At 64.3% G+C, this 21,543-nt stretch carries 24 protein-coding genes; 19 read left to right on the top strand and 5 right to left on the bottom strand.

Going from position 1 to position 21,543, the window contains the following annotated elements; translation table 11 throughout:
* Nucleotides 1–3: 3 nt before the first annotated feature.
* The gene (gene kynU, locus JOD97_RS08760) at nt 4–1,248 is read right to left on the bottom strand and encodes a kynureninase (protein ID WP_209715345.1); all 1,245 of its coding nucleotides are present in this window, start codon (nt 1,246–1,248) and stop codon (nt 4–6) included.
* A 630-nt stretch (nt 1,249–1,878) separates the two neighbouring features.
* Between kynU and flhD the strand changes: the two genes are divergently transcribed.
* The 18 genes from flhD to JOD97_RS08670 all read left to right on the top strand — a co-directional run bounded on the left by flhD (nt 1,879) and on the right by JOD97_RS08670 (nt 17,513).
* The gene (gene flhD / locus JOD97_RS08755; protein ID WP_018059336.1) at nt 1,879–2,196 is read left to right on the top strand and encodes a flagellar transcriptional regulator FlhD; all 318 of its coding nucleotides are present in this window, start codon (nt 1,879–1,881) and stop codon (nt 2,194–2,196) included.
* 60 nt (nt 2,197–2,256) lie between these two features.
* On the top strand, nt 2,257–2,799 hold the full coding sequence (gene flhC / locus JOD97_RS08750) for a flagellar transcriptional regulator FlhC (RefSeq protein ID WP_209715342.1): 543 nt from the start codon (nt 2,257–2,259) through the stop codon (nt 2,797–2,799).
* Nucleotides 2,796–3,605: a cyclopropane-fatty-acyl-phospholipid synthase family protein gene (locus JOD97_RS08745; RefSeq protein WP_373999813.1), complete on the top strand. Its 810-nt coding sequence runs from the start codon at nt 2,796–2,798 to the stop codon at nt 3,603–3,605. Before flhC ends, JOD97_RS08745 begins: the two co-directional genes overlap by 4 nt.
* 132 nt (nt 3,606–3,737) lie before the next feature.
* Nucleotides 3,738–4,598, top strand: coding sequence for a flagellar motor stator protein MotA (gene motA, locus JOD97_RS08740; protein ID WP_209715339.1), 861 nt, complete (start codon nt 3,738–3,740; stop codon nt 4,596–4,598).
* Between the two features lie 55 nt (nt 4,599–4,653).
* The gene (motB, locus tag JOD97_RS08735) at nt 4,654–5,616 is read left to right on the top strand and encodes a flagellar motor protein MotB (protein ID WP_209715336.1); all 963 of its coding nucleotides are present in this window, start codon (nt 4,654–4,656) and stop codon (nt 5,614–5,616) included.
* Between the two features lie 49 nt (nt 5,617–5,665).
* Nucleotides 5,666–6,214: a chemotaxis protein gene (locus tag JOD97_RS08730; protein ID WP_209715333.1), complete on the top strand. Its 549-nt coding sequence runs from the start codon at nt 5,666–5,668 to the stop codon at nt 6,212–6,214.
* 82 nt (nt 6,215–6,296) lie between these two features.
* Nucleotides 6,297–6,662 (top strand): response regulator, encoded by a 366-nt coding sequence (locus JOD97_RS08725; protein ID WP_090314352.1) that lies wholly within the window; start codon nt 6,297–6,299, stop codon nt 6,660–6,662.
* A gap of 39 nt (nt 6,663–6,701) precedes the next feature.
* Complete coding sequence (cheA, locus tag JOD97_RS08720) at nt 6,702–8,903, top strand: chemotaxis protein CheA (protein ID WP_209715330.1); 2,202 nt, start codon at nt 6,702–6,704, stop codon at nt 8,901–8,903.
* A gap of 31 nt (nt 8,904–8,934) precedes the next feature.
* A complete protein-coding gene (locus tag JOD97_RS08715; RefSeq protein WP_209715327.1) occupies nt 8,935–9,423 on the top strand; it encodes a chemotaxis protein CheW in 489 nt (162 codons plus the stop codon).
* A 128-nt stretch (nt 9,424–9,551) separates the two neighbouring features.
* Nucleotides 9,552–11,276, top strand: a complete 1,725-nt coding sequence (locus JOD97_RS08710) for a methyl-accepting chemotaxis protein (RefSeq protein ID WP_209715324.1) — start codon at nt 9,552–9,554, stop codon at nt 11,274–11,276.
* A 45-nt stretch (nt 11,277–11,321) separates the two neighbouring features.
* Complete coding sequence (locus JOD97_RS08705) at nt 11,322–12,197, top strand: CheR family methyltransferase (RefSeq protein ID WP_209715321.1); 876 nt, start codon at nt 11,322–11,324, stop codon at nt 12,195–12,197.
* 3 nt (nt 12,198–12,200) lie between these two features.
* On the top strand, nt 12,201–12,797 hold the full coding sequence (gene cheD / locus JOD97_RS08700; RefSeq protein ID WP_209715318.1) for a chemoreceptor glutamine deamidase CheD: 597 nt from the start codon (nt 12,201–12,203) through the stop codon (nt 12,795–12,797).
* Between the two features lie 55 nt (nt 12,798–12,852).
* On the top strand, nt 12,853–13,923 hold the full coding sequence (locus JOD97_RS08695; protein ID WP_209715315.1) for a chemotaxis response regulator protein-glutamate methylesterase: 1,071 nt from the start codon (nt 12,853–12,855) through the stop codon (nt 13,921–13,923).
* Nucleotides 13,924–14,068: 145 nt separating this feature from the next.
* Nucleotides 14,069–14,458, top strand: a complete 390-nt coding sequence (gene cheY, locus JOD97_RS08690; protein WP_008450066.1) for a chemotaxis response regulator CheY — start codon at nt 14,069–14,071, stop codon at nt 14,456–14,458.
* A complete protein-coding gene (cheZ, locus tag JOD97_RS08685; RefSeq protein WP_209715312.1) occupies nt 14,458–15,117 on the top strand; it encodes a protein phosphatase CheZ in 660 nt (219 codons plus the stop codon). Before cheY ends, cheZ begins: the two co-directional genes overlap by 1 nt.
* A gap of 64 nt (nt 15,118–15,181) precedes the next feature.
* On the top strand, nt 15,182–16,402 hold the full coding sequence (locus JOD97_RS08680) for an EAL and HDOD domain-containing protein (RefSeq protein WP_209715309.1): 1,221 nt from the start codon (nt 15,182–15,184) through the stop codon (nt 16,400–16,402).
* An 84-nt stretch (nt 16,403–16,486) separates the two neighbouring features.
* Nucleotides 16,487–16,882 carry a hypothetical protein gene (locus JOD97_RS08675; RefSeq protein WP_209715306.1) on the top strand — a complete coding sequence of 132 codons (396 nt, stop codon included), beginning with the start codon at nt 16,487–16,489 and terminating at the stop codon, nt 16,880–16,882.
* A gap of 13 nt (nt 16,883–16,895) precedes the next feature.
* Nucleotides 16,896–17,513: an apolipoprotein A1/A4/E family protein gene (locus JOD97_RS08670; RefSeq protein WP_209715303.1), complete on the top strand. Its 618-nt coding sequence runs from the start codon at nt 16,896–16,898 to the stop codon at nt 17,511–17,513.
* Here JOD97_RS08670 and panC read toward each other — a convergent pair.
* The 3 genes from panC to JOD97_RS08655 form a co-directional block, all read right to left on the bottom strand.
* Nucleotides 17,510–18,349 carry a pantoate--beta-alanine ligase gene (gene panC, locus JOD97_RS08665; RefSeq protein WP_209715300.1) on the bottom strand — a complete coding sequence of 280 codons (840 nt, stop codon included), beginning with the start codon at nt 18,347–18,349 and terminating at the stop codon, nt 17,510–17,512. The two genes, JOD97_RS08670 and panC, sit on opposite strands and share 4 nt — an antisense overlap.
* A 62-nt stretch (nt 18,350–18,411) precedes the next feature.
* Nucleotides 18,412–19,332: a ScpA family protein gene (locus JOD97_RS08660; protein ID WP_209715299.1), complete on the bottom strand. Its 921-nt coding sequence runs from the start codon at nt 19,330–19,332 to the stop codon at nt 18,412–18,414.
* 18 nt (nt 19,333–19,350) lie between these two features.
* Nucleotides 19,351–19,560 (bottom strand): DUF3460 family protein, encoded by a 210-nt coding sequence (locus JOD97_RS08655; RefSeq protein ID WP_090315205.1) that lies wholly within the window; start codon nt 19,558–19,560, stop codon nt 19,351–19,353.
* Between the two features lie 137 nt (nt 19,561–19,697).
* On the opposite strand from JOD97_RS08655, the gene JOD97_RS08650 reads away from it, so the two are divergent.
* Nucleotides 19,698–20,600 carry a DMT family transporter gene (locus JOD97_RS08650; protein WP_209715296.1) on the top strand — a complete coding sequence of 301 codons (903 nt, stop codon included), beginning with the start codon at nt 19,698–19,700 and terminating at the stop codon, nt 20,598–20,600.
* Here the strand turns inward: JOD97_RS08650 and JOD97_RS08645 are convergent.
* Nucleotides 20,597–21,502 (bottom strand): LysR family transcriptional regulator, encoded by a 906-nt coding sequence (locus tag JOD97_RS08645; protein WP_209715293.1) that lies wholly within the window; start codon nt 21,500–21,502, stop codon nt 20,597–20,599. The two genes, JOD97_RS08650 and JOD97_RS08645, sit on opposite strands and share 4 nt — an antisense overlap.
* Nucleotides 21,503–21,543 lie beyond the last annotated feature (41 nt).

Genomic DNA, 21,543 nt, shown 5'->3' with positions numbered 1-21,543 from the left:
TCTTCAGGTGACGGCGTCGCGCTTGGCGTCGACGTCGTAGTCTTGTCTGTCCAGGATGTCGCGCAGGATCTCGACCGCGTCCCACACCTCGGTGTAGCTGGTATAGAGGGGCGTGAAGCCGAAGCGCATGATGGCCGGCTCGCGGTAGTCGCCGATGACGCCGCGCGCGATCAGCGCCGACATCACCGCGTAGCCGTGCGGGTGGGTGAAGCCGACCTGGCTGCCGCGGCGCGCGTGCTCGCGCGGCGTGACCAGTCCCAGCGGATGGTCGGCGCAGCGTTGCTCCACCAGTTCGATGAACAGGTCGGTCAGCGCCAGCGATTTTTGGCGCAGCGCCGCCATCGACGTTTGTTCGAACACCTCCAGTCCGCATTCGACCATCGCCAACGATACCACCGGCTGGGTGCCGCACAGTGCGCGGCCGATGCCGTCGACCGGGGCGAAGTCCGGCGCCATGGCGAACGGCGCGGCGTGGCCCCACCAGCCCGACAGCGGCTGCGTGAAGCGCGCCTGGTGGCGGCGCGGCACCCAGATGAAGGCCGGGGCGCCGGGGCCGCCGTTCAGGTACTTATAGGTGCAGCCGACCGCCAGGTCGGCGCCGTCGCCGTTGAGGTCGAGCGGCACCGCCCCGGCCGAGTGCGCCAGGTCCCAGACGATCAGCGCGCCGGCCGCGTGCGCCAGCGCGCTGGTGGCGCGCATGTCGTGCTGGTAGCCGGTGCGGTAGTTGACGTGGGTGAGCATGACGACGGCGGTGTCGGCGCCGATGACGTCCGGCAGTTCCTCCACCGAGTCGATCAGCTTGACGACGTAACCGCGATCGAGCCAGCCGCTCAAGCCCTGGGCCATATAGATGTCGGTCGGGAAGTTCGAGCGTTCGGTGACGATCACGCGCCGCTCGGCGCCGTCCGTGGCCTGCATGTGCAGCGCGGCGGCCAGCGCCTTGAACAGGTTGAGCGAGGTGGTGTCGGTGACGACGACCTCGTCCTCCCCGGCGCCGATCAGCGGCGCCAGCCGGTTGCCCAGCCTTTTGGGCAGGTCGAACCAGCCGGCGGTGTTCCAACTGCGGATCAGGTCGTGCCCCCATTCGCGCGCGATGACGTGCTGGGCGCGGGCGAGGGCGGCTTTCGGGCGGGCGCCCAGAGAGTTGCCATCTAGATAAATCACGCCGGGGGGGAGGTCGAAGCGGTCGCGCAGCGCGGCGAGCGGATCTTGCGCGTCGCGTTGCAGGCAGTCGGTGCGGGTTGTCATTAAGTTACTTTCCATTGAGGCTGGCGGATACTTTAGGCTTCAACAAGTTGTCGGATGCGCCAGTGTAACAGGAAAAAGGGCGGCTTTCGTGTGTCCAGCGGCTGGCCGGCATCCTGTCCGTCACCCCGCAAACCCGCATGGATGCTGGCTTTGCCGGGTGGGCTCAAATTATTTTCGATTTTTTTCAAAAAAATTCAAAAAAACCCTCAAGTTCCGGCCGGCGCCGCCGTTACCAGTTTCATGATGAGCGTAAAAGCGCGTAAAGCCAGGCTCAACTTGCATGAATGTAGTCGAAAATAATTTAAAATTTTTCTGTGGAAACCCTAAAGTTCCCGAAAAAGCTGCCGTAACCAGGTTAGATGTAGCAAAAAAGAGTCGCCATACGAACTATTTTTTCGTGTCATGACAGGACTTTTTTGAAGATTCTCAGCCACATAATTTCCACGCCGCAAGGGCGTGGAGCCTCGATCCCCAAGTGTTTGTCAGACAAACACTGACGGGTCGCGTTCGCTATTCCCTGACCGAAAATACGGAAGGCATCCTCTACTCGTATTTTTGTTGCTCCCGCAGAATGTATCTCACTGGAAACGCAATTGTGTTCCGCAGTGAAACAAATACTGGGAGATGGAAATGACCGCAAACGATATGATGGCTGAAATTCGCGATGCTAACCTGAGCTACCTGATGCTCGCACAGCAGATGATCCGCGCCGACAAAGTCACCGCGATCTTCCGTCTGGGCATCGCCGCCGAGATCGCCGACTTGATCGAAGGCATGAGCAATGCCCAGATCCTCAAACTGGCAGGCGGCAACATGATGCTGGCCCGCTTCCGCTTCGACGATGGCGCCATCCTGTCGATGCTGACCAACTATAATAAAGATCGCTCGCTGGCCCAGTCCCACGCGGCCATCCTGATGGCCGGCCAGGCTGTTGAAGAAATCGCTTAATCGAACGCCGCCGTATCGCCAAGCGCATTACCATCGTATAGACAGCCCGGAGCCGAGATCATGACCAAGAAAAGCGTAGTGTCTGAAGCACAAGAGATTCAGCTTGCGATTGAACTGATCCAGCTGGGCGCGCGCCTGCAACTGCTGGAAACCGAGGTGTCGCTGTCGCGCGAGCGCCTGCTCAAGCTGTATAAAGAGCTGCGCGGCGTGTCGCCGCCGAAGGGCATGCTGCCGTTCTCGACCGACTGGTTCCTGACCTGGCAGCCGAACATCCATTCCTCGCTGTTCATCAACATCCATAAATTCCTGGTCGACCACGCCGGCGCCACCGGCATCGAGGCGGTCATGAAGGCCTACAAGCTGTACCTGGAACAAATGCCGCCGGAACCGGGCGAAGAGCCGCTGCTGTCGCTGACCCGCGCCTGGACGCTGGTGCGCTTTTTCGGCAGCAAGATGCTGGAACTGGCCCCGTGCGGCAAGTGTCAGGGCAAGTACGTGGTCAACTGCATGGACTTGAACGGCAGCTATGTCTGCGGCCTGTGCCACATGCCTTCGCGCGCCGGCAAGACCAAGAAGTCCCGCGACGACGCCCTGGCCGCGTGACCCGCCAGCCGCCACCGTCCTATCTCCAACGCATCGTCCGCGCGCCCGCCGTGCGGGCCCTGCTGATCCAATGCGGCGCCGCGCCGCTCAGCCTCGGCCTGATTTACCTGCTGGCCAGGTTCCGCTTCCCCGTTGATTATTTGACCGTCGCCGTCGTGCACGGCCTGGTCGCCGCCGCCATCACGTGGCGCGCGGGGCTGGCCGTGTGGTGGCGCGCGATCGAATTCGTGTTTCCGCTGGCGGTGCTGGCGGCCTTGTCGCTGCGGCTGCCGCCGTGGCTGTTCCTGGCGGTCTTCCTCGTGTTGCTGGGCCTGTACTGGTCGACGTTCCGCACGCAGGTGCCGTATTACCCGTCGCATCCGGCGGTGTGGGACGCGGTGCGCCAGCAGTTGCCGCCGCCGCGCAGGGTGGAGGACGGCAATGGCCGGCCGCTGCGCGTGATCGACATCGGCAGCGGCCTGGGCGGCCTGGTGACGTACCTGGCGCGCGCCCGTCCCGACATCGAATGCGTCGGCATCGAGCTGGCGCCGCTGCCGTGGTTGTATAGCCGCCTGCGGGCCGCCGTGGGCGGCAGCCGCGCCCGCTTTTTGCTGGGCGATTACGAGAAGCTCGATTTCGCCCGCTACGACGTGGTGTTCGCCTATCTGTCGCCGGCCGCGATGGGTGGTTTGTGGCGCAAGGCGAGCGCTGAAATGTGTCCTGGTTCCACACTTATCAGCTACGAATTTGCAATCGACGCCAGAGCGCCAGATCAGACCATTCACGCCACAGACGACGACACGCCACTCTATAAATGGTACTTTTAAGCATCATTTGGCGTTATTCTCTTGCCCGGCCACCCCCAGACACGCTATTGTAGTTCTACACGTAAATTTATTGAAATCGGGCCGGCGTTAGTTGACATTTTGGCCTTGTTTCACTATGGGGAGTCAGGTCACTTGTTAGTCATAATTGGATATGTGGTGGTGGTTGTCGGGGTCTTCGGCGGCTACGCGATGAACGGCGGACACCTCGCCGCGCTGCTGCAGCCGCTGGAGCTGGTGATGATCGGCGGCGGCGCGTTCGGCGCTTTCCTCGTCGGTAACAACGCCAAGACCCTCAAGGCGACGCTGGCCGCGCTGCCGACCCTGTTCAAGGGGTCGCGCTACACCAAGGATTTATATATGGAGTTGATGTCGCTGCTGTTCGACGTCCTCTCCAAGGTGCGCAAGGAAGGCTTGATGTCGATCGAAGGCGATATCGACAGCCCGGAGCAGAGCCCGTTGTTCAGCAAGTATCCAAGCGTGCTGGAGGATCACCACATCGTCGAATTCATGACCGATTACCTGCGCCTGATGGTGTCGGGGAATATGGACGCGTTCCAGATCGAGAACCTGATGGACAACGAGATCGAGACCCACCACCACGAGGGCGCCGCGCCCGGCCACGCGATCGCCCGGCTGGGCGACGGCATGCCGGCGTTCGGTATCGTGGCGGCGGTGATGGGCGTGGTGCACACGATGGAGAGCGTCGGCCTGCCGCCGGCCGAGCTGGGCATCCTGATCGCGCACGCGCTGGTCGGCACCTTCCTCGGCATCTTGCTGGCCTACGGTTTCGTCGGTCCGCTGGCCAGCCTGCTCGAGCAAAAGCTGGAGGAGTCGACCAAGATGTTCCAGTGCGTGAAGGTCACGCTGCTGGCCAGCCTGAACGGCTACGCGCCGGCGCTGGCCGTGGAGTTCGGCCGCAAGGTGCTGTATTCGACCGAACGGCCGACCTTCAACGAGCTGGAAGACCATATCAAGAAGTCGAAGTCGAAGTAAGCGGCAATGAGTGGAACCAAGGTAGTGATCATGCTGGAATCATTGAGGAATCGTCATGGCTGAAGAAGGCTTACGGCCAATTATCGTCAAGCGCATCAAGAAGCACGGCGGCGGCCACCATGGCGGCGCGTGGAAGATCGCGTATGCCGACTTCGTGACGGCGATGATGGCGTTCTTCTTGCTGATGTGGCTGCTCGGGTCGACCTCCAAGGGCGACTTGAAGGGCATTTCCGATTACTTCAAGACGCCGCTGAAGGTGGCGATGCAGGGCGGCTCGGGCAGCGGCGACAGTTCGTCGGTGATCCCCGGCGGCGGCAAGGACCTGACCCGCAAGGATGGCCAGGTCAAGGCCAGCGACGATCCGGCCGTCAAGAAGACCTTCAACCTGACCGCCGCGCGCGCCGCCATCGAGGCCGAGGACGCGCAGCGGCTCAAGTCGCTGAAGGAAAAAATCGAGGCCAGGATTGAGACCAATCCGGTTTTGGTCAAGTACAAGAACCAGTTATTGCTCGATATTACGACCGAGGGCTTGCGGATCCAGATCGTCGACGAGCAGAACCGTCCGATGTTCGCGCTGGCCAAGGCCGATTTGCAGCCGTACACGAAAGAGATTTTGCATGAGATCGGTTTTGTGCTGAACGACGTGCCCAACCGCATCGGCCTGTCGGGCCACACCGATTCGACGCCGTACATGAGCGAGACCGGCTACAGCAACTGGGAATTGTCGGCCGACCGCGCCAACGCCTCGCGCCGCGAGCTGATCGTCGGCGGCATGGCCGACGCCAAGGTGCTGCGGGTGGTGGGGCTGGCCTCGGCGGCCAATCTGGACAAGGCCGATCCGTTCAACCCGATCAACCGCCGCATCAGCATCCTGGTGATGAACAAGCGGACCGAGGAGAGCGTGATCCGCGACGGCGGCCGCCAGATCGAGGTCGGCGCCGAGGACGACGCGGCGGCCGCGGCCGGTGCCGCCGCGGCGCCGCCACCGGGCCCGCCGGGTCCGCCGGTGCGCAAATAGGCAGGCAGGTAGCGAGTCACGCAGCGAAGAGTAGAACAACGAGAATGTTATGACGAGAAAAAAAATCCTTGGGTCACATGTAAAACGCCTGCTGTCGGGCGTGTCTGACCACGGGCGCAAGCATTTGACCGAGGTCGAGACCGATCTGATCCAGACGCGCCTGCTGCTGGAGGAGGCCATCGAGAAGCTGTCGTTCAACTTCATGGCCATCCACCAGACGGTCGAGGCGGAACAGGCGACCATCCAGTTGCTGCTCGACGGCGGCATCGCCACGCCCGAGCAGCGCGCCCAGCTGCAGGCGCTGCAGGGGCAGGTGGGCGGCTATGTCAACGCCGCCATCACCAGCATGCAGTTCCAGGACATGACGAGCCAGCTGATCGACCGCACGCTCAAGCGGGTGACCGGCCTGCGCGAGTTCCTCGGCACCTTGGGCGCGCACGGCGCCGAGATGCTGCCCGAGAGCGACAACGAGGAGATCGTCGCGCTGCTGGGCAAGGTCAGCATGGCGCTGGCGATACAGAGTTTGGAACTGCGCAGCGTGTTGCGCAAGGCGGTAAGTCAGCAACACCTGGAGAGCGGCGACATCGAATTATTCTAGTGGTCGACAAGACCCCCGCTGAACACCGATTGTTTTAAAAAATGGACGTGCGCGTCCAGCATTGATAAGAGTGAGAACCAAGATGGCCAAGACAATACTTGCAGTTGATGATTCCAGTTCCCTGCGCCAGATGGTGGCCTTCAGCCTCAAGGCCGCCGGCTATCTGGTGGTGGAAGCGGTTGACGGCCAGGACGGGCTGGAAAAAGCCAAGCTGCAAAGCGTCGACCTGGTGCTGACCGACCAGAACATGCCGCGCATGGACGGCCTGCAGCTGATCGCGCTGCTGCGCGAGCTGCCGACCTACGCCAAGACGCCGATCCTGATGCTGACCACCGAGTCGTCCGACGAGATGAAGGCCAAGGGCCGCGCGGCCGGCGCCAACGGCTGGCTGGTCAAACCGTTCGATCCGCAGCGGCTCATCGAGGTGGTGAAGAAGGTCATCGGCTGATAAGGCGCGGGCAATGAGCGAACTTTACGGAGTATCACCATGACCATCGACATAAGCCAGTTTTTCCAGGTCTTCTTCGATGAGGCCGAGGAACTGCTGGCTGAAATGGAGCGGCTGCTGCTGGCCGTGGACGTCGACGCCCCCGATGCCGAGGATCTGAACGCGATCTTCCGCACCGCCCATTCCGTCAAGGGCGGCGCCTCCACGTTCGGCGTGACCGACATGACCGAGGTCACCCACATCCTCGAGACCTTGCTCGACCGCATCCGCAAGGGCGAGATGGCGCTCACCTCCGAGCACGTCGACGCCTTCCTGGCGGCCAAGGACATCCTCAAGATGCAGCTCGACGGCCACCGCCTCGGCAGCACCGTCGACCAGGACGCCGTCGGCGACGTGCGCATGATGCTGCAGTCGCTGACCCAGGACGTGCCGGTGGTGGCGCTGTCGCCGGTGGCGCCGGCGTTCAACTCGCCCGAGGCCAAGGTGGTCGACCACAGCGGCGGACGCCGCTACCGGCTCGAGCTGCCCGTCATGGTGCACCGCGAGGTGACCGCGCTCGGCGCCGAGCTGGGGCTGATGGGCCACGTGTCGATCACGCCGCTCGACAAGGACCGCAACGCGATGGTCGTCACCACCCACGAGAGCCTCGACGACATCATCGCCATCTGCTCGTTCGTGCTCAATCCGGACGACATGGTGGTGACCGAGCTGCCGGCGCTGAGCGAGAAGCAGGCGCGCGCCGAAAAGGCCGAGCGTTCGAAGGTCGAGAGCGAGCTCGGTTACGGCTTCTTCGACGAGACCGAGCTGCATCCGGCGCAGGCCGGCGGCGGCCAGGGCTACGGCTTCTTCCAGCCGCTCGACGAGATCCGCGCCAACGCCAAGGACGGCAACGACGACGCCAACGGCTATGGCTTCTTCCAGCCGGTCGAGCAGATCCGCGCCGCCGCCGGCATCGTCATCGAGGCGCCGCCGGCGCCGACGGTGGCCGAGGAGCACGAGAAGAAGGCCGCCAAGAAGGACGAGAAGGGCACGCCGGGCGCCGGCGCCGAGTCGTCGTCGATCCGCGTGTCGATCGAAAAGGTCGACCAGCTGATCAACCTGGTGGGCGAGCTGGTGATCACGCAGGCGATGATCGAGCAGCGCGTCGACACGCTCGACCCGATGGCGCACGAGCGCCTGCTCAACAGCGTCAGCCAGCTGACCCGCAACACCCGCGACCTGCAGGAAGCGGTGATGTCGATCCGCATGATGCCGATGGACTTCGTGTTCTCGCGCTTCCCGCGCATGGTGCGCGACCTGGCCGCCAAGCTGGGCAAGAAGGTCGACTTCATCACCAACGGCGCCGCGACCGAACTGGACAAGGGCTTGATCGAGCGCATCGTCGATCCGCTCACGCACCTGGTGCGCAACTCGATCGACCACGGCATCGAGATGCCGGACGTGCGGCGCGCCGCCGGCAAGAGCGAGTCGGGCCGGCTGTTCCTGTCGGCCTCCCACCAGGGCGGCAACATCATCATCGAGGTGTCGGACGACGGCGGCGGCTTGAACCGCGAGCGCATCCTGGCCAAGGCGGCGCAAAACGGCTTGCCGCTGGCCGATCCCGAGAACATGAAAGACGCCGACGTCTGGCAACTGATCTTCGCGCCCGGCTTTTCGACCGCCGAGACGGTGACCGACGTCTCCGGACGCGGCGTCGGCATGGATGTCGTCAAGCGCAACATCACCGCCATGGGCGGCGTGGTCGACATCCGCTCGGCCAAGGGCTTCGGCACCACGATCTCGATCTCGCTGCCATTGACCCTGGCGATCCTGGACGGCATGTCGATCCGGGTCGGCGAGGAGGTCTACATCCTGCCGCTGGGCTTTGTGGTCGAGTCGCTGCAGCCGGTGGCCGACGACGTCAAGGAAATCAGCGGCAAGGGCCGCGTCATCAAGGTGCGCGGCGAATACCTGCCGCTGGTGCCGTTGTACCAGATGTTCGACATCACCCCGCGCCACACCGATCCGACCCAGGGCATCGTCGTCATCATCGAGACCGACGGGCGCAAGGCCGGCCTGTTCGTCGACGACCTGGTCGGCCAGCAGCAGGTGGTGGTCAAGAACCTCGAATCGAATTACCGCAAGGTGGCCGGCATTTCCGGGGCCACCATCCTGGGCGACGGCGGCGTGTCGCTGATACTCGATGTCGCCGCACTGATACGCTCGTCGCGCCAACTGTCGGACGAGCAGATTTTCTCCTGACGAACCAACGCAACATAGATAGGAAACCATCATGGCAGACGTACTGACCACCGGCGCGAACGAAATCGCCGGGCACGAATACCTGGCGTTCACGCTCGGCTCGGAGGAATACGGCATCGACATCCTCAAGGTGCAGGAGATCCGCGGCTACGAGACCGTCACCCGCATCGCCAACGCGCCCGAGTTCATCAAGGGCGTCATCAACCTGCGCGGCATCATCATCCCGGTGGTGGACATGCGCATCAAGTTCAACCTGGGCGAGCCGGTGTACGACCAGTTCACGGTCGTCATCATCCTCAACATCAGCGGCCGCATCGTCGGCATGGTGGTCGATTCGGTCTCCGACGTGACCACCCTGACGCCGGAGCAGGTCAAGCCGGCGCCGGAGATGGGCACCGCCTTCAGCTCCGACTACATGATCGGCCTGGGCACCATCGACGAGCGCATGCTGATCCTGGTAAACATCGACAAGCTGATGTCGAGCGCCGAAATGGGCTTGATGGAACAACTGGCCGCATAGGGCTTGCCGCAGCCGGCCGGCGGTCGCCGGCGGCAGCGTCCCGCAGAGGGCGCGCCGAAAGACCGCAATAGTCATCGGGTTGATGGCGCCGGCGAGTAGACGCATAGACAGCTTAGGGGAGAAACAACATGAATTTACGCGATTTCAGCATCGGTACGCGCCTGCGCATCGGCTTCGGCGGCATTTTGCTGATCCTGGTGGCGATGGTCCTGATGACCAACTACCTCAACTTCAGCAACAAGGGCAAGCTGACCAAGGGCCTGGAGCTGAGCACCGCCAAGAACCTGCAGGCGGGCGCGATGAAAAGCGCGATGCTCGAAACCGGCATCGCCATGCGCAACATCGGCCTGCAATCGGACGTGAGCCTGATGCAGAAGGAGGAGCAGAAGGTCAAGGACCAGCGCGGACGCTACGACAAGGCGGTCGCCGACCTCAAGGCGCTGGGCTTGAACGACGACGAGCAGAAGGTGCTGGCCGAGATCTCCAAGCTCGACGCCGACACCGACAGCGCCTTCAAGGAGGCGATCGGCCAGGTGCTGGCGTTTAACAGCGAGGGCGCGGCCAAGGTCATTTCCGGGCGCATCGATCCGCTCAACCAGCAGACCTTGGGCCAGATCAACAAGCTGGTCGACATGCAGCAGGCCAACGCCAAGCAGGTGATGGACGGTTCCGTCACGGCCGACCGCTCGCTGATGTTCGTGCTGTTCGGCCTGGGCGCGGTGGCCGTGGCGCTGGGCGTGGTGTGCGCGGTGGTCATCACCCGCTCGATCGTGGTGCCGCTGTCGGGCGCGGTGCAGGTGGCCCAGCGCGTGGCCGCCGGCGAGCTGACCTCGCAGGTGACGGTCGAGGGCAAGGACGAGACGAGCGAGCTGCTGCGGGCGCTCAAGGACATGAACGAGAGCCTGGCCAAGACGGTGGGCGACGTGCGCAGCGGCACCGAACTGATCACCACGGCGTCGCACGAGATCGCCGCCGGCAACGCCGACCTGTCGTCGCGCACCGAGTCGCAGGCCAGCTCGCTGGAGGAGACCGCCTCGTCGATGGAGGAGTTGACCTCGACCGTCAAGCAGAACGCCGACAACGCGCGCCAGGCCAACCAGTTGGCCGTGACGGCCTCGTCGGTGGCGGAGAAGGGCGGCAGCGTGGTGTCGCAGGTGGTCGAGACGATGGGCTCGATCAAGGCCAGCTCGAGCAAGATCGTCGACATCATCGGCGTCATCGACGGCATCGCCTTCCAGACCAACATCCTGGCGCTGAACGCGGCCGTCGAGGCGGCCCGCGCCGGCGAGCAGGGCCGCGGCTTCGCGGTGGTCGCTTCCGAGGTGCGCAACCTGGCGCAGCGCTCGGCCGGCGCCGCCAAGGAGATCAAGGAATTGATCGGCGACTCGGTCAACAAGGTCGACGCCGGCAGCCGCCTGGTCGACGAGGCCGGACAGACCATGGACCTGGTGGTGACGTCGATCCGCCAGGTGGCCGACATCATGGGCGAGATCACCGCCGCCACGCAGGAACAGAGCAACGGCATCGAGGAAGTCAACCAGGCCATCACGCAGATGGACGAGATGACCCAGCAGAACGCCGCGCTGGTCGAGCAGTCGGCCGCCGCCGCCGAGAGCATGCAGGAGCAGGCCGAGATGCTGGCGCGCGCGGTCAGCGTGTTCAAGCTGGCCGACGAGGTCGGCATGCGCCGGCCGGCCGCGGCCATCGCGGCGCCGGCCCGCGGCGCCGCGCCCAAGGCGGTCGCCGCCCCGGCCGCCGCCGCGGTGGCGGCGCCGGCCAAGCCGAAGCCGGCCACCCCCAAGAAGCTGACCACGGCGCCGCAGACCAGCGGCGACGAATGGGAAGAGTTTTAAACGGCATTTTGATACAGCGCCAAGCAGTAAATGAAGGAATACCCCATGCCGCATACCAAAGACACCGTTAAAGAGTTCGATTTCAACGCCAAGGATTTCGAACGTGTGCGCGGCCTGATTTATAAGCGGGCCGGCATTTCGCTGGCCGACAGCAAGCAAGAGATGGTCTACAGCCGCCTGGCGCGCCGCCTGCGCGCCACCGGCATCGCCTCGTTCGCCAAGTACCTCGACGACCTCGAGGCCGGCCGGCTGGGCGAGGAGTGGGAGTCGTTCACCAACGCGCTGACGACCAATTTGACGTCGTTCTTCCGCGAGGCGCACCACTTCCCGCTGCTGGCCGAGCATGTGAAGAACAAGCGCGAGCCGATCACCATCTGGTGCTCGGCCGCCTCCACCGGCGAGGAGCCGTACTCGATCGCGATGACGGTGTGCGAGGCGTTCAACACGCTCACGCCGAACTGCCACATCATCGCCACCGACATCGACACCAACGTGCTGGCGCACGCCGAGAACGGCGTCTACACGATGGACCGGCTCGACAAGATGAGCCCGGAGCGCTCGCGCCGCTTTTTCCTCAAGGGCAAGGGCGACCGCGAGGGCATGGCGCGGGTGCGCCCGGAGCTGCGCAACATGATCACGTTCAAGCCGCTCAACCTGCTGGCCGACAACTGGCCCGTCAGCGGCCAGTTCGACGTCATCTTTTGCCGCAACGTGATGATTTATTTCGACAAGGCGACCCAGCGCAAGATCCTGTCGCGCTTTGTCCCATTGATGAAGCCGGACGCCCTGCTGTTCGCGGGCCATTCGGAGAATTTCCTCTACGTGTCGGAGTCGCTCAAACTACGCGGCAAGACGGTGTACGAGTTGGACGATCAACACCGTGGCGCCGCGCAAAAAAGCGGCGCCCCGCAGACGAGATAACACATGGACCTCGAACAATTTGCCACCAACGTGTATTTCGACCGCACGTTCGATTGTGAAGCCGCCAAGATTTTGCCCGGCGAGTATTACTTCACCAACAAGGACATGCTGATCGTGACCGTGCTCGGCTCGTGCGTGTCGGCCTGCATCCGCGACCGCGTCACCGGCCTGGGCGGCATGAACCACTTCATGCTGCCCGACGGCGGCGGCGACGGCAGCCCGGTGTCGGCGTCGGCGCGCTACGGCACCTACGCGATGGAGATCCTGATCAACGACCTGCTCAAGGCCGGCGCCAAGCGCGAGAACATGGAGGCCAAGGTGTTCGGCGGCGGGGCCGTGCTCAAGGGCTTCACGGCGATCAACGTCGGCGAGCGCAACGCCGCCTTCGTGCTCAACTTCCTGCGCACCGAGAAGATCCGCGTGGTGGCCGAGGACTTGAACGACGTCCACCCGCGCAAGGTCTATTTCTTCCCGCGCACCGGCAAGGTGCTGGTCAAGAAGCTGATGCAAACCCACAACGACACCTTGGCCAAGCGCGAGATCGAATACGCCAGCCGCCTCAAGAAGGCGCCGGTCGGCGGCGAGATCGACCTGTTCTGAGCGTGTCAAGAATCGATAGAGTAGATACAGGGCCAGGCCCGGAAAGTAGCGTTTTATGAAGATCAAAGTCCTCATCGTCGATGACTCCGCGTTGATCCGCAGCGTCATGAGCGAGATCATCAACAGCCAGCCCGACATGGAGGTGGTGGGCGCGGCGCCCGATCCGCTGGTGGCGCGCGAATTGATCAAGCAGACCAATCCGGACGTGCTGACCCTGGACGTCGAGATGCCGAAGATGGACGGGCTCGATTTCCTGGAAAAACTGATGCGTTTGCGCCCGATGCCGGTGGTGATGGTATCCTCGCTAACCGAGCGGGGCTCGGAAATCACGATGCGCGCGCTGGAACTGGGCGCCGTCGATTTCGTCACCAAACCGAAAATCTCGATCCAGGCGGGCATGCGCGAATATACCGACCTCATCACCGACAAGATCCGCGCCGCCTCCAAGGCCCGCGTGCGCGCGCGCGTGCTGCCGCAGCCCGGCGCCGAGGGACAGGCGCCGCTGCCGCAGCTGCGCAACCCGCTGACGTCGTCGGAAAAGCTGATCATCATCGGCGCCTCCACCGGCGGCACCGAGGCGATCCGCGAGTTCCTGATGCAGATGCCGTCGGACTGTCCCGGCATCCTGATCGCCCAGCACATGCCGGAGGGCTTCACGCGCTCGTTCGCCAAGCGCCTCGACTCGCTGTGCAAGATCTCGGTGCAGGAGGCGGCCGGCAACGAGCGGGTACTGCCGGGCCACGCCTACATCGCGCCGGGCCACTCGCACCTGTACCTGACGCGCAGCGGCGCCAACTACATGACCCGCATCGACCAGGCCGATCCCGTCAACCGCCACCGGCCGTCGGTCGACGTGCTGTTCCGCTCGGCGGCGCAGGCGGCCGGCAAGAACGCCGTCGGCGTGATCCTGACCGGCATGGGCAAGGACGGCGCGGCCGGCATGCTGGAGATGCGCACGGCCGGGGCGTATAATTTCGCCCAGGACGAGGCCAGTTGCGTGGTGTTCGGCATGCCGCGCGAGGCGATCGCGGTCGGCGCCGCGCACGAGGTGGGCGCGCTGCAGGCGCTGCCGGGCATGGTGCTGGGCCACTTGGCCACCCATGGCGCGCGCGCGTTGCGCGTGTAAATGCCGACGTACCGGTGCTAAATGTGTCCCGGATGACGTTTTACTGCTACTTTGTTCGCCTTAGAGCAACGAAAATGCTATCCTACAACTTGATGGAAATTGTAGGCATTATTCACAACCGCGTAGAGAATCAACGGAGTAATTCATGGCTGATCCAAAGATGAAATTTTTAGTGGTTGACGATTTTTCGACGATGCGCCGCATCGTCCGGAATCTGTTGAAAGAATTGGGTTATGCCAATGTCGACGAGGCGGAAGACGGCGTGATGGCGCTGGCGAAGCTGCGCGCCGAGTCGTTCGACTTCGTCGTGTCGGACTGGAACATGCCGAACATGGACGGCCTGACGATGTTGCAAAACATCCGTGCCGACCCGGCGCTGGCCAAGCTGCCGGTGCTGATGGTGACGGCCGAGGCGAAGAAGGAAAACATCATCGCCGCCGCCCAGGCCGGCGCCAACGGCTACGTGGTCAAACCGTTCACCGCCGCCACCCTGGATGAAAAGCTGAACAAGATCTTCGAAAAACTCGGGGCTTGATGATGGCTGAGCAACAAAGCGGCGCCGTCGCGGTCGGGGCGGAGCCGAACGAGGAGTTTTTGTCGCGTATCGGTCACATGACGCGGGCCCTGCATGAGAGTTTGCGCGGTCTGGGCCTGGACAAGTTGATCGAAAAAGCGGCGTCGGACATACCCGACGCCCGCGACCGCCTCGATTATGTGGCCCGTCTGAGCGAGGACGCGGCGCAGAAAGTGTTAAACGCCACCGACGCCGCCAGTCCGCTGCAGGAGCGCATCGGCGGCGACGCCAGGCAACTGGGCGCGTCGTGGAGTGCGCTGCTGGCGCTGGGCGCCGAGGCCGGTCCGGCCGACGCCCAATGGCGCGCGCTGGCGCGCCAGACCGTCGCCGCGCTCGACGGCGCGGCCGCCGGCGCGTCCGAGACCCGCGCCCATCTGATGGACATCATGATGGCGCAGGACTTCCAGGACTTGACCGGGCAGGTGATCAAGAAGGTGACGTCGATCGCGCAAAACCTGGAAAAGCAACTGGTGCAGATGCTGATCGATTTCGCGCCGGAGCAGATGAAGAAGGAAATCGACAACGGCTTGCTGAACGGACCGCAGATCGATCCGACCGGCGAGGGCGTGGTGGCCGACCAGGAGCAGGTGGACGACCTGCTCGACAGTCTGGGCTTCTGACCTTGACGCAGTACCGTCCGTAGCCCGGCCAGCCGGGCGGCGGGCCTTCCCATCCATCACAACCATGCACCAGACCAATTTCCTCGTTCGTGAGCCGTTGTTGGATCCCAGGCAGCGGGTGGTGGGCTACGAATTATGCTGGCAGCGGCAGACCCGCAGCGGGGCGCCGCCGTCGACGCCGGCCGAGCTCGAATCACTGGTCGACTTCGTCGCCGGGCAGATGGTCGACGATGACAACGGCGCCTGGCTGCTGCGCGACAAAATCCTGTTTCTCGAAGCCGTGCCGGCCATGCTGTCGACCGACGCCCTGCACCGGCTGCCGCCGGAGCGCACGGTGCTGTCGCTCAAGGCGGCCGCGCTGGCCAACCCGGACACCCTGGCGGCGGTGCAGGCGCTGCGCGCCGGCGGCGTCGGCATCCTGCTGCGCGAGGCCGACCTGGCGCGCAGCGGCGCCCGGCTGCCGACCCTGGCTTCGTATGTCGAGGTGCGCTTTTCCGGCGCCGACGTCGCCACCCAGGCGCGCACCTACGCCGCGTTCCGGCAATCGGCGGTGGGCATGATCGCGCGTCCGGTCAGCAACTGGGCCGATTTCGACGCCTGCGCCGCGCTGGGGCTGAACGCCTTCGTCGGCAAGCTGCACCTGACCCCGCGCACCAGCCTGCTCTCGGGCGGCATGAACCCGGCCCAGACCATCATCATGCAGCTGATGCAGATGGTGCGGCAGAACGCCGACATCGGCCAGATCGAAACCGTGCTCAAGCACGACGCCACCTTGTCGTACAAGCTGCTGCGCTTCATCAACTCTGCCGGCTTCGGCGCCGGGCGCGAGGTGCAATCGATCCGGCAGGCGCTGGCCCTGCTGGGCTACACGCCGCTGTACCGCTGGCTGACCTTGCTGCTGGCGACGGCCAGCACGTCCGGCTACTCGCCGGTGCTGCTGGAGACGGCGGTGGTGCGCGGCCGCCTGGCCGAGCTGCTGGGGCAGGCCGCGCTGGGCAAGAACGCGGCCGAGAACATCTTCGTGGCGGGCATGTTCTCGCTGCTGGACCGGCTGCTGGGCATCAGCATGAAAGAGGTGCTGGCCAACATCCAGTTGTCGGACGACGTGGTGGCGGCCTTGCTGACGCGCGGCGGCAAGTACGGCCCGTACCTGGCGCTGGCCGAGGCGTGCGAGCTCAATTCCGACCTGGTGGCGTCGCTGGCGGCGTCGCTCAAGCTCAGCCCGGAGGACGTCAACACGGCGCACCTGTCGGCGCTGGCGTGGGCGCAGACGGTGGCCGCGTAACGCGCCTTAAGCTGGCGCAAACGCGGCCCGAATATCTCCCGTGCGCGCGTTGACACGGCCGCTGGCCAGGTCGAAGATCAACGTATGAACGCGAACTCCGATAAAGATTATATCGACGCCAAGACCGAGGCTACCCGCGCCGGCCTGGACGGGCGGCTGGCCGCGTTCGAGGAAAATGTGAATGGTAAATTCGCCGCCATCGATATGCGATTTGTCGCGTTGGAAACAAAGATGGAAGCCGGCTTTGCGCAGATACGCGCGGAATTCAAGGAAGCCATCGAACGCGCGACGTCGCAGATGGTCAAGTGGATGGTGGGTATTTGCATTGTCATGTTCACCATCTTCTTCAGTTCCATGGTTTTCTTTCTGAATAGCATCACTCAGGTTCGGCAAGCCCAACCGTTGCAGGCCTTGCCACCGATCGTCATTCAACTGCCGCCGTTGACGGCGGCGCCGGTGGCGCCACCAAAACCCGGATGACGGGACTCCGACCATGAACGCCAATTCCGATAAAGATTACATTGACACCAAGGTTGAAGCGGTCCAAGCCGGCATGGACGGGCGGCTGGACACGTTCGAGGCGAATGTGAATGGTCGATTCGCCGAGATGAACGCCAAATTGGATAAATCTGTTGCCGGGCTCAACGCTAAGATCGATACCGTCGCCGCCGAGCTCAACGCCAAGATCGATACCGTCGCCGCCCAGCTCAACGCCAGGATCGATACCGTCGCCACCGAGCTCAACGCCAGGATCGATACCGTCGCCACCGAGCTCAACGCCAAGATCGATACCGTCGCCGCCGAGCTCAACGCCAAGATCGATACCGTCGCCGCCCAACTCAACGCCAGGATCGATACCATCGACGCCAAGATCGACAAACTGGGCGCCGAACTGCGTAAGGAGCTCGCCGACGTTAGCGCGCGCATGGTGCAGTGGATGGTCGGCATTTTCCTCGCCTCCATGGCGATCTTCATCACGCTCATGACCTTCGTGCTCAATAACGCCGTGCCCAAAGCGGCGCCGGCCACACCGCCGGTGATCATCCAGCTTTCGCCGCAGGGCGTGACCTTTCCCGTGCCGGCCGCCCCGGCGGCGAAAAAGCAACCTTAGATTTCCAGGTTGTCGATCAAACGGGTGGAACCCAGCTTGGCGGCGGCCAGCACCACCAGCGGCGAGCCTTGCGCCAGGTCGCCGGCGCTGGGCGGCTGCAGGTCGCTGCGCTTGCGGATCGATACGTAGTCCGGCTTCCAGCCGCGCTTGGCCAAATCCTCCATCGCCTTGTGCTCGACCTGGAAAATATCCAGATGGCCGGCGCGCATCTCGTTGGCGACGTAGTTCAGGCTCTGGAACAGCGCCGGCGCCTCCGCCCGCTCCGCCTCCGACAGGTACATATTGCGCGACGACAGCGCCAGGCCGTCGTCGGCGCGGTACGTCTCGGCTCCGATGATCTCGGTCGGCAGCGCGAACTGGCGCGCCATGTTGCGCACCATCATCAGCTGCTGGTAATCCTTCTTGCCGAACACGGCCACCTTCGGCTGCACGCACGAGAACAGCTTGAGCACGATCGTGGTCACGCCGGTGAAGAAGCCGGGACGGAATTCGCCCTCCAGCGTGTTGCCGAGGTCGGCGGGCGGGTTGACGCGGAATTCCTGCGGCTCCGGATACAGGTCCTTCTCGGTCGGCGCGAACAGCACGTAGACGCCTTCCTTCTCCAGCTTTTCGACGTCGGCCTGGAAGGTGCGCGGATACTTGTCGAAGTCCTCGTTGGGGCCGAACTGCAGGCGGTTGACGAAGATCGACGCGACCACCGGATCGCCGTGCTTGCGCGCCAGGCGCATCAGCGACAGGTGGCCCTCGTGCAGATTGCCCATCGTCGGGACGAAGGCGGTGCGCAGTTGACCGCTCAGTTGGTCGCGCAGTTCTTCAATGGTGGTGATGATTTTCATGACATGGTCGCTATCGGCGTAAAAAGGGAATTCGGTGGAGGACTGGAGCGCGCGCGGGCCGCTCAGGCCGGCGAGTAGGCCAGCCGCACATAGATCGGGGCGAACGGCTCGGCCTGGGTGATTTCGATCAGCGTCTCCTTGGCCAGTTCGAGCAGCGCGACGAAGTTCACCACCACCACCGGCACGCCGCCGGCGATGTCGAACAGGTCGGCGAACTCGACGAAGCGGCTCGATTGCAGGCGCCGCAAGATGCCGGTCATGTGCTCGCGCACCGACAGCTCCTCGCGGCTGATCTTGTGGTGCTGGGTCAGCTTGGCGCGCTTGATCACGTCCAGCCAGGCCTGCTGCAGGTCGACCGGCGCCACCTCCGGCCAGGTCGGCACCAGGCTTTGCTCGATGAAGATCTGGGTGCGCACGAAATCGCGGTCGACCTGCGGGATCGCGTTCAGGTCGTAGGCGGCCAGCTTGATCTGCTCGTACTCCAGCAAACGCCGCACCAGTTCGGCGCGCGGGTCGTCGCTCTCGATCTCCAGGTCCGATTGTCGCTGCGGCAACAGCATGCGCGACTTGATCTCGATCAACATCGCCGCCATCAGCAGGTATTCGGCGGCCAGCTCCAGGTTCGACAGCCGGATCTGGTCGACATATTTCAGGTATTGCAGCGTCAGCTGCGCCATCGGGATGTCGAGGATGTTGAAGTTTTGCTTGCGGATCAGGTAAAGCAGCAGGTCGAGCGGCCCTTCGAAGGCGTCGAGGAAGATCTCCAGCGCGTCCGGCGGAATGTACAGATCGTTGGGCAGCTTGAGCAGCGGTTCGCCGTAGAGCCGGGCGAGGGCGGCCACTTCCGACGTCGCGGCGGCGGCCGCGCCGACGATCTCCGGCGGCACGGGGGCCTCCGCTACGGCGTCGCCGTCGGCGGTTAGCGCCGGGCGCGTGTCCGCGACATCGCCGGCCGGCTGTTCAGCCGTGTCGTCTGGCAACATCCGTGCCGCCCCAAGTCCTTAGACTTTGTTCTGGTAGACGTAGGCTTGTTGCTTGACGGCCGACTCGAGCTGGCGTTCCTGCTCGTCGAGCGACAGCGGCGCCTTGTCCCAAAGCAGCGCGCGGCCCAGACGTTGTCCTTCTTCGATCGCCGGGTTCTTTTCCTTCAGCGACTTGATGAACAAGGTGTGGTCGGATTCGTACATCGAATGTTGTTTAGAGAATTTCATATAGTCCAAGTGAGTGGCTCAGCAATAGGTATTTTACCGCGCCGCGGCGCCGACGCGCTAATTCTATCGCCGCCGGCCGCGCAAAGCGGCGGAATCGGTTATGCTCAAAGGCGTAATGTTGCAAAGATATAATGATAATGACAACACGCCTGACCCCCAAGACCATCTTTTTGTTGACCCTGCCGCCACTGCTGTGGGCCGGCAACGCCATTGTCGGGCGCCTGGTGCACGACATGTTGCCGCCGGTGTTGCTCAATTTCCTGCGCTGGGCGATCGCCTTGCTGATCCTGCTGCCGCTGGCCGGCCGCGTGTTCCAGCGGGACAGCGCGTTGTGGGGCCACTGGCGGCGTTACGCCCTGTTGGGCCTGTTTGGCATCGGCCTGTACAACACCTTCCAGTACATGGCGCTGCAAAGCTCGACGCCGATCAACGTCACCTTGGTCGCATCGGGATTGCCGGTGTGGATGATGCTGACGGGCCGGCTGTTCTTTGGCGTGGCCGTCAGCGGGCGCCAGATGGCCGGCGCCGTGCTGTCGATCGCCGGCGTGTTGGTGGTGCTGGCGCGCGGGGAATGGCGGCATGTGCTCGAGCTGCGGCTGGTGGCGGGGGATTTGTTCATGATCCTGGCCACCATCGCCTGGTCGTTCTACAGCTGGATGCTGATGCGCACCCGGGAGCCGGCCGCGCTGCGCGCCGACTGGGCCGGTTTCCTGGCGGCGCAGGTGGCGTTCGGCGCGCTGTGGTCGGGCGCCTTCGCGCTCGGCGAGCAATGGCTGGGGGCGATCCCGGTGCGCTGGAGCTGGTGGCTGGGCGCCGCGCTGCTGTACGTGGCGATCTTCCCGGCGGTGATCGCCTTCCGCTGCTGGGGCGAAGGCGTGCGGCTGGCCGGCCCGGCCATCGGCGCCTTCTTCGTCAACCTGACGCCGCTGTTTACGGCGCTGCTGTCGTCGGCCTTCCTCGGCGAGGCGCCGCACGCCTACCACGCGGCGGCGTTCGCGCTGATCGTCGCCGGCATCGTGGTGTCGGCGCGGCGCGGCTAGCCGGCGGCGGCGGCCTTCAGCGCGTCGATAAACACCCGCACTTTTTGCGGCACGTGGGGCGAGGCCGGGAACACGGCGTGGATATCGCTTTCGGCCTGCGACCATGCCGGCAGCAGCCGCACCAGCCGGCCGGCGGCCACGTCCTCCTGCGTGAGGAAGGTGGTGGCCCGCAGCGCGCCCACGCCGGCCAGCGCGGCGGCGCGGCTGGCGTACGCCGTGTTGGTGGAAAATACCGTGTTGCGCATGCGCATCTCGCGCCGCCGGCCGGCGCCATCCTCCAGCGTGAACACCCTCGGCTGTGGCAGCACCGACAGCGCGATGAACGGCAGCGGTTCGAGCGCGTCCGGATGGTCCGGCATGCCATGCCGGGCGATGAAGTCCGGACTGGCCACCAGCCAGCGCCTGAGCGGCCCCACGCGCGCCGCCATGTGGCCGGAATCGGCCAGCTTGCCCAGCCTGACGGTGACGTCGATGCCTTCGGCGATCAGGTCGATCACGTGGTCGGCGCAGACCAGGTCGATGTGCAGCGACGGATAGCGCGCGCGCAGCTGCGCCAGCACCGGCGCCACCACCAGCGCGCCGTAGTCGATCGGCGCGGCCACGCGCAGCGTGCCTTGCGGAGCGTCGCGCCCGCTGCGCGCTTGCTCGATCGCCTGTTCGGCCGAGCGCAGCAACTGGCGGCTGGCCTCGTAGAACGCGCGCCCCGGCTCGGTCAGGCTCAGCTTGCGGGTCGAGCGCAGCAGCAGGCCGACGCCGATTTCCGCCTCCAGCAGCTGCATGTGTTTGCTGACCATGGACTTGGCCAGGCCCAGCCGCTCGGCGGCGGCCGTCAACGAGCCGGCCTCGACCACGGCGACGAAGCTGATCAGGCGGTTCAGATTGACGGTATTGAGATCGACCATGCACCATTATGCCTCGATTGTCCACTTTGAGTGGACAGAGA

This window comes from Duganella sp. 1411, assembly GCF_017833525.1.
In the GTDB taxonomy this organism is placed as follows: domain Bacteria; phylum Pseudomonadota; class Gammaproteobacteria; order Burkholderiales; family Burkholderiaceae_D; genus Rugamonas.
The sequence above is the reverse complement of the archived record's forward strand: the minus strand, read 5'-3'. Positions and strand labels throughout refer to the sequence as shown.

What these genes read in the sequence shown, in the direction of transcription:
- kynU (WP_209715345.1), bottom strand. Translation starts at nt 1,248, where the DNA reads ATGACAACCCGCACCGACTGCCTGCAACGCGACGCGCAAGATCCGCTC.
- flhD (WP_018059336.1), top strand. Translation starts at nt 1,879, where the DNA reads ATGACCGCAAACGATATGATGGCTGAAATTCGCGATGCTAACCTGAGC.
- flhC (WP_209715342.1), top strand. Translation starts at nt 2,257, where the DNA reads ATGACCAAGAAAAGCGTAGTGTCTGAAGCACAAGAGATTCAGCTTGCG.
- motB (WP_209715336.1), top strand. Translation starts at nt 4,654, where the DNA reads ATGGCTGAAGAAGGCTTACGGCCAATTATCGTCAAGCGCATCAAGAAG.
- JOD97_RS08730 (WP_209715333.1), top strand. Translation starts at nt 5,666, where the DNA reads ATGACGAGAAAAAAAATCCTTGGGTCACATGTAAAACGCCTGCTGTCG.
- JOD97_RS08725 (WP_090314352.1), top strand. Translation starts at nt 6,297, where the DNA reads ATGGCCAAGACAATACTTGCAGTTGATGATTCCAGTTCCCTGCGCCAG.
- cheA (WP_209715330.1), top strand. Translation starts at nt 6,702, where the DNA reads ATGACCATCGACATAAGCCAGTTTTTCCAGGTCTTCTTCGATGAGGCC.
- JOD97_RS08715 (WP_209715327.1), top strand. Translation starts at nt 8,935, where the DNA reads ATGGCAGACGTACTGACCACCGGCGCGAACGAAATCGCCGGGCACGAA.
- JOD97_RS08710 (WP_209715324.1), top strand. Translation starts at nt 9,552, where the DNA reads ATGAATTTACGCGATTTCAGCATCGGTACGCGCCTGCGCATCGGCTTC.
- JOD97_RS08705 (WP_209715321.1), top strand. Translation starts at nt 11,322, where the DNA reads ATGCCGCATACCAAAGACACCGTTAAAGAGTTCGATTTCAACGCCAAG.
- cheD (WP_209715318.1), top strand. Translation starts at nt 12,201, where the DNA reads ATGGACCTCGAACAATTTGCCACCAACGTGTATTTCGACCGCACGTTC.
- JOD97_RS08695 (WP_209715315.1), top strand. Translation starts at nt 12,853, where the DNA reads ATGAAGATCAAAGTCCTCATCGTCGATGACTCCGCGTTGATCCGCAGC.
- cheY (WP_008450066.1), top strand. Translation starts at nt 14,069, where the DNA reads ATGGCTGATCCAAAGATGAAATTTTTAGTGGTTGACGATTTTTCGACG.
- cheZ (WP_209715312.1), top strand. Translation starts at nt 14,458, where the DNA reads ATGATGGCTGAGCAACAAAGCGGCGCCGTCGCGGTCGGGGCGGAGCCG.
- JOD97_RS08680 (WP_209715309.1), top strand. Translation starts at nt 15,182, where the DNA reads ATGCACCAGACCAATTTCCTCGTTCGTGAGCCGTTGTTGGATCCCAGG.
- JOD97_RS08675 (WP_209715306.1), top strand. Translation starts at nt 16,487, where the DNA reads ATGAACGCGAACTCCGATAAAGATTATATCGACGCCAAGACCGAGGCT.
- JOD97_RS08670 (WP_209715303.1), top strand. Translation starts at nt 16,896, where the DNA reads ATGAACGCCAATTCCGATAAAGATTACATTGACACCAAGGTTGAAGCG.
- panC (WP_209715300.1), bottom strand. Translation starts at nt 18,349, where the DNA reads ATGAAAATCATCACCACCATTGAAGAACTGCGCGACCAACTGAGCGGT.
- JOD97_RS08660 (WP_209715299.1), bottom strand. Translation starts at nt 19,332, where the DNA reads ATGTTGCCAGACGACACGGCTGAACAGCCGGCCGGCGATGTCGCGGAC.
- JOD97_RS08655 (WP_090315205.1), bottom strand. Translation starts at nt 19,560, where the DNA reads ATGAAATTCTCTAAACAACATTCGATGTACGAATCCGACCACACCTTG.
- JOD97_RS08650 (WP_209715296.1), top strand. Translation starts at nt 19,698, where the DNA reads ATGACAACACGCCTGACCCCCAAGACCATCTTTTTGTTGACCCTGCCG.
- JOD97_RS08645 (WP_209715293.1), bottom strand. Translation starts at nt 21,502, where the DNA reads ATGGTCGATCTCAATACCGTCAATCTGAACCGCCTGATCAGCTTCGTC.